The 5,165-nt window shown below is 75.4% G+C and carries 5 protein-coding genes; 4 read left to right on the top strand and 1 reads right to left on the bottom strand.

Features of this window, described 5'->3' with window-relative positions; genetic code table 11:
- A partial coding sequence (locus tag AE652_RS19950) for an ABC-F family ATP-binding cassette domain-containing protein (protein WP_049653428.1) occupies positions 1-1,324 on the top strand: 1,324 nt, incomplete at its 5' end.
- Between the two features lie 59 nt (positions 1,325-1,383).
- Here the strand turns inward: AE652_RS19950 and AE652_RS19945 are convergent.
- On the bottom strand, positions 1,384-2,145 hold the full coding sequence (locus tag AE652_RS19945) for a class I SAM-dependent methyltransferase (RefSeq protein ID WP_049653425.1): 762 nt from the start codon (positions 2,143-2,145) through the stop codon (positions 1,384-1,386).
- Between the two features lie 266 nt (positions 2,146-2,411).
- Between AE652_RS19945 and AE652_RS19940 the strand changes: the two genes are divergently transcribed.
- The 3 genes from AE652_RS19940 to AE652_RS19930 all read left to right on the top strand — a co-directional run bounded on the left by AE652_RS19940 (position 2,412) and on the right by AE652_RS19930 (position 5,144).
- Complete coding sequence (locus AE652_RS19940) at positions 2,412-2,774, top strand: hypothetical protein (protein WP_049653423.1); 363 nt, start codon at positions 2,412-2,414, stop codon at positions 2,772-2,774.
- Positions 2,775-2,973: 199 nt separating this feature from the next.
- Entirely contained in the window at positions 2,974-3,576 is a 603-nt protein-coding gene (locus AE652_RS19935; RefSeq protein WP_049653421.1) for a carbonic anhydrase, read from the top strand.
- Positions 3,573-5,144 (top strand): SulP family inorganic anion transporter, encoded by a 1,572-nt coding sequence (locus AE652_RS19930; RefSeq protein ID WP_082345848.1) that lies wholly within the window; start codon positions 3,573-3,575, stop codon positions 5,142-5,144. Before AE652_RS19935 ends, AE652_RS19930 begins: the two co-directional genes overlap by 4 nt.
- Positions 5,145-5,165: the final 21 nt, after the last annotated feature.

Raw genomic sequence — 5,165 nt, 5'->3', positions numbered from 1 at the left:
CGTCCGCGCCGTACGCGCCGCCGAGGCCGCGATGGCCCGGGCCGGGTCGCCCGCCGAGGAGCGCCGGGCGATGGACGCGTACGTCCGGGCCGAGGCCGGGTTCCAGTCCCGGGGCGGCTACGCCGCCGAGGCCGAGGCGGCCCGGATCGCGGCCGGGATCGGCCTGCCCACCCGGGTGATGGACTCCCCCGTCGGCACGCTCTCCGGCGGTCAGCGCCGCCGGGTCGAGCTGGCCCGCATCCTGTTCGCCGACCACGGCACCCTGCTGCTGGACGAGCCGACCAACCACCTGGACGCCGACTCCGTCGCCTGGCTGCGCGGCTTCCTCGCCACCCACCGCGGCGGACTGGTCCTGATCAGCCATGACCTCGGACTGCTCGAGGAGACCGTCAACCGGGTCTTCCACCTGGACCCGCAGCGCGCCACGATCGACGTCCACAACACCGGCTGGCAGACCTACCTGAACCAGCGCGCCGCCGACGAGCGCCGCCGCACCCGGGAGCGCGCCAACGCCGAGCGCAAGGCCGCCGCCCTGCACACCCAGGCCGACCGGATGCGGGCCAACGTCGCCACCGCGACCACCGCCCGCAGCATGGCCCGCCGGGCCGACCGGATGCTCGCCGAGCTCGAACCCGTCCGGCAGGCCGAGCGCACCGCCCGGATCCGGCTGCCCGAGCCCGCCCCGTGCGGCCGGATGCCGCTGGGCGCGATCAGCCTCGCCAAGTCCTACGGCGGCCGGCCGGTGCTGACCGGCCTGGACCTCGCCGTGGACCGCGGCAGCCGGCTGGTCGTGCTCGGCCCGAACGGAGCCGGCAAGACCACCCTGCTGCGCGTCCTGGCCGGCCGGGAGGCCCCGGACACCGGCCGCGTCGTCCCCGGCACCGGCCTGCGGCTCGGCTACTTCGCCCAGGAGCACGACACCCTCGACCCGGCGCTCAGCGTGCGCGACAACCTCGCCGCGGCCGCGCCCGGCCTGACCGACGGCGAACTGCGGCACGTGCTGGGCGCGTTCCTCTTCCGCGGCGACGACGCCGACAAGCCCGCCGGGGTGCTGTCCGGCGGCGAGAAGACCCGGCTCGCCCTGGCCGCCCTGGTGCACTCCGGCGCCAACGTGCTGCTGCTCGACGAGCCGACCAACAACCTCGACCCGGCCTCCCGCACGGAGGTCCTGGCCGCGGTCGGCGGCTACCCCGGCGCGATCGTGATGGTCACCCACGACCCGGACGCCATCGAGGCGCTCCGGCCGGACCGCGTGCTCCTCCTCCCGGACGGCGACGAGGACCTCTGGCACGACACCTACCTGGACCTGGTCACGCAGTCCTGAGGGCCGGTGCCCGCCCGCCGGGCTTCCTCCCGGCGGGCGGGCGGGCCGGCCCGGCCCGGCTACGGCTTGCGCGCCTCGATCAGGAAGCGCGCCGAGTGGGCGACGAACGGCCCGTCGGCGCGGATCCGCCCGTCCAGCTCGCGCAGCCGGTCCCGGTGGGCCTCGACGGTGAAGCCCGGGACCATCCAGACCACCTTGCGCAGGAAGTACACCACCGCGCCGATGTCCCGGAACTCCGTCCGCAGCCGCTCGGACCGCAGGTCCACCACCTCCAGCCCGGCCGCCCGCGCCTCGGCACTCTCCACCTCGGGGCGGCGGCCCTCCCGTGCCTCCGGCTGCGGCCCGAGGAAGTACTCGACCAGCTCGAAGACCGACGCCGGGCCGACGTGCTGGGCGAAGTACGTGCCACCGGGGCGCAGCACCCGGGCGATCTCCGTCCACCAGGCCCGCACCGGGTGCCGGCTGCTGACCAGGTCGAAGGAACCGTCGGCGAACGGCAGCGGCGGCTCGTCCGGGTCCGCGACCACCACCGCGCCCAGCGGGTGCAGCAGCCGCGTGGCGCGGGCCAGGTTGGGCGGCCAGGACTCGGTGGCCGCGAGCACGGGCGGCCGCCCGCCCAGCCGTACGGCGCCCGCGAGCACCTCGCCCCCGCCGGTCTGGACGTCCAGCGCCGCCGTCGCCGCACCCAGCCGTCCGGCCAGCAGCCGCTGGTAACCCCAGGAGGGCCGCTCCTCGGTCGCCCGGCCCTCCAGCCAGGAGAAGTCCCAGCCGTCCACGGACACGGACTCCGCCTCGGCGATCAGCTCTTCGAAGGTACGCATGTCCGCATCATGACGGCGGGTCCACCGCCCGGCCAGCGGATTCCCTCGGCCGAGGCGCCGACAGCTACTGCATCGGCCGCGGCTTCCGAAAATTGATGACGGATCCTCATATTCCTGTGGACGAGGCTCGATTGGCCCCGACAGAACCTTCACGCGATGTTGGGGAAATCTCACCTCGGCGGAGCCCGGAGCTAACGTCGTGGTTACACACCGTCGGTACGCTGGGGGACAACGGTGATCGGCAACGGGCCCGAGGGGAGGCGGCGGTGACGGCACGGCGCATCTCGCGCGGCAAGCGGCTCGCCCTTCTCTTCGCCGCGCTCGTCTCGGCCCTGTTCGCCGTCCTCGGGACCGGCGCCCAGGCGTACGCCGCCGAGCCGCTGCCGAAACCCGCGGCGGCTGCCGAAGGGGACCCGACCTGCAAGGCCCACCACGCCGCGGAGGCCCTGACCGGCCGGGCCGCGGTCCGCCACCGCGCGTGCGGCGGCACGGCCGTCCGCACGGCCCTCCTCGCCCCCGTCGGCACCGGCGTCGCGGCCACACCCGCCACGGTGCCCACCGGGCCGGTACCGGAAGCGAACGGGTCGAGACCGGCCGCGCTCGCGCGCCTCCAGGTGTTCCGCTGCTGACAGCTCCCGCGAGCTGACGCTCCCCGCACGCGATCCGGCGCGCGCCCGGTACGGGCACGCGCGGCCCCGCCATGCCCTCGGCCGACGATCCGCGGCCCGGACCGGCGCACCGCTCCGCCGCACCCGCGTCAGCCCGCCGCTGCCCCATGACAGCAGCTCCCCGCCCGGCACCACCCGGGCGGGCAGAAGGAGACCTCTCATGCAGTCCCTCGTGACGCACGCCCGCGTCTTCCCGCACCGGCTCGCCACCAGCGGCCACGACCTCGGCCGGCTCTCGGCCGGGCAGGCCCCCGAAGCCCTGTTCATCACCTGCTCCGACTCCCGCGTGGTTCCGGCCCTGATCACCGGATCCCGCCCCGGGCAGCTGTTCGAGCTGCGCACCGCCGGGAACATCGTCCCCGCCTACGACACCACCGCCCCCAGCGGTGAGGCGGCCACCATCGAGTACGCCGTCGACATCCTCAGGGTCCCCGACATCATCGTCTGCGGGCACTCCCACTGCGGGGCCATCGGCGCCCTCGTCCGGGCCGAGGACCTGGCCCCCGTCCCCGCCGTGCGGACCTGGCTCGAACACGCCGCTCCGCCCACCCGCCACCTCGCCCCCGTTCCGGCCCACGACCAGGAGGCGGACGTCGCGGGGCCGGTGCAGCGCAACGTGCTCGCCCAGCTCGACCGACTGCACACCTACCCGGGCGTGACCCGCCGCCTGGCGGAGGGCACCCTGCGCCTGCACGGCTGGTACTACGAGGTGCACACCGGCACCGTCCTGGCCGGCTCGGACCGGGGGTTCCTGCCGCTGTGAACACGCCCGACCGCAACCGCATCCCCGACCGCTCCGGGCTCCGTGGCCGCAACCGGGTTCCCGACGGCTCCGACGGTTCCGCCGCGTCCGCGCCGCGCGGCCCCTTCGCGCACTGGCGCCAGGACCTGCCCGCCTCGCTGGTCGTCTTCCTGGTGGCCGTCCCGCTCTGCGTGGGCGTCGCCGTCGCCTCCGGCGTGCCGGCCGAACGCGGCCTGATCACCGGCATCGTCGGCGGCCTGGTCGTCGGCCTGCTCCCCGGCAGCAGCCTCCAGGTCAGCGGGCCGGCCGCCGGACTGACCGTTCTCGTCTACGACGCCGTCCAGCAGTTCGGGCTCGCCTCCCTGGGGCCCCTCGTCCTCGCCGCCGGGGTCCTCCAGGTCACGATGGGCCTGCTGCGGATGGGCCGCTGGTTCCGCGCGATCTCCCTGTCGGTCGTCCACGGCATGCTCGCCGGGATCGGCCTCATCCTGATCCTCGGCCAGCTGTACGCCGTCTCGGGCCGGTCCGCGCCGGGCACCGGCCCCGCCAAGGTGGCCGGGCTCCCCGCGCTGCTCGGCGACTGGCTGACCGGCCGGGCCGCGATGACCGCCGTCCTCATGCCCGCCGCCACGGTGGCCCTGCTGATGTGCTGGAAGAAGCTGCCCGGCCCCGTCCGCGCGGTGCCCGCCCCGCTGGCGGCGGTCGCCCTCGCCGCCGGTGCGACCGCGCTGTTCGACCTGGACGTCCCCAGGGTGGACGTGGACGGCCTGCTCGGCGCCGTCGCCGTCCCGACCGTGGACGGCTTCGGGGCCGTCGCGAGCGCGGCGGGCCTCGGCACCGTGCTCGCGTTCGCCGTCATCGCCTCCGCCGAGAGCCTGTTCAGCGCCGCCGCGGTCGACCAGATGCACGACGGACGCCGCACCGACTACGACCGGGAGCTCACCTCCCAGGGCGTCGGCAACGCCCTGTGCGGGCTGCTCGGCGCGCTGCCGATGACCGCCGTGATCGTCCGCAGCGCCGCCAACGTCCAGGCCGGCGCCCGGACCAGGACCTCCCGCGTCCTGCACGGTGTCTGGCTGCTGCTGTTCGCCGCACTGCTGCCCGCCGCACTGGGGCTGATCCCGCTCGCCGTCCTCGGCGGCGTCCTCATCCACGCCGGCGGCAAGCTGATCCCGCTGCGGCAGGGCGCGGACCTGTGGCGGGCACACCGCGGCGAGGTCGTGGTGCTGGCGGCCACCGCCGGCGCGATCGTCGTCACCAACCTCTTCGAGGGCGTGCTGCTCGGGGTGGCCCTCGCCGTCGCCAAGAGCGCCTGGCAGACCTCCCGGTTGCACATCGATCTCACCGACGACGGTGACGGTCGACCGCTGCAGGTCCGGCTGAGCGGCAACGCCACCTTCCTGCGGCTGCCCCGCCTGCTGGACACGCTGGAGTCGCTGCCGACGGACCGCGCGGTCGACCTCGACTGGAGCGAACTGCGCCACCTCGACCACGCCTGCCGCAGCGCCCTGCTCACCTGGGCCGACCAGCACACCGCACGGGGCAGCACCGATGTACGGCTGAAACCGCCACTGGTCATGAGCGCCTGACGATCGGACGGACGGCGGGTG

This window comes from Kitasatospora sp. MY 5-36 (genome assembly GCF_001182915.1).
Lineage (GTDB): Bacteria > Actinomycetota > Actinomycetes > Streptomycetales > Streptomycetaceae > Kitasatospora.
This window is presented reverse-complemented; position numbering and strand designations above follow the sequence as displayed.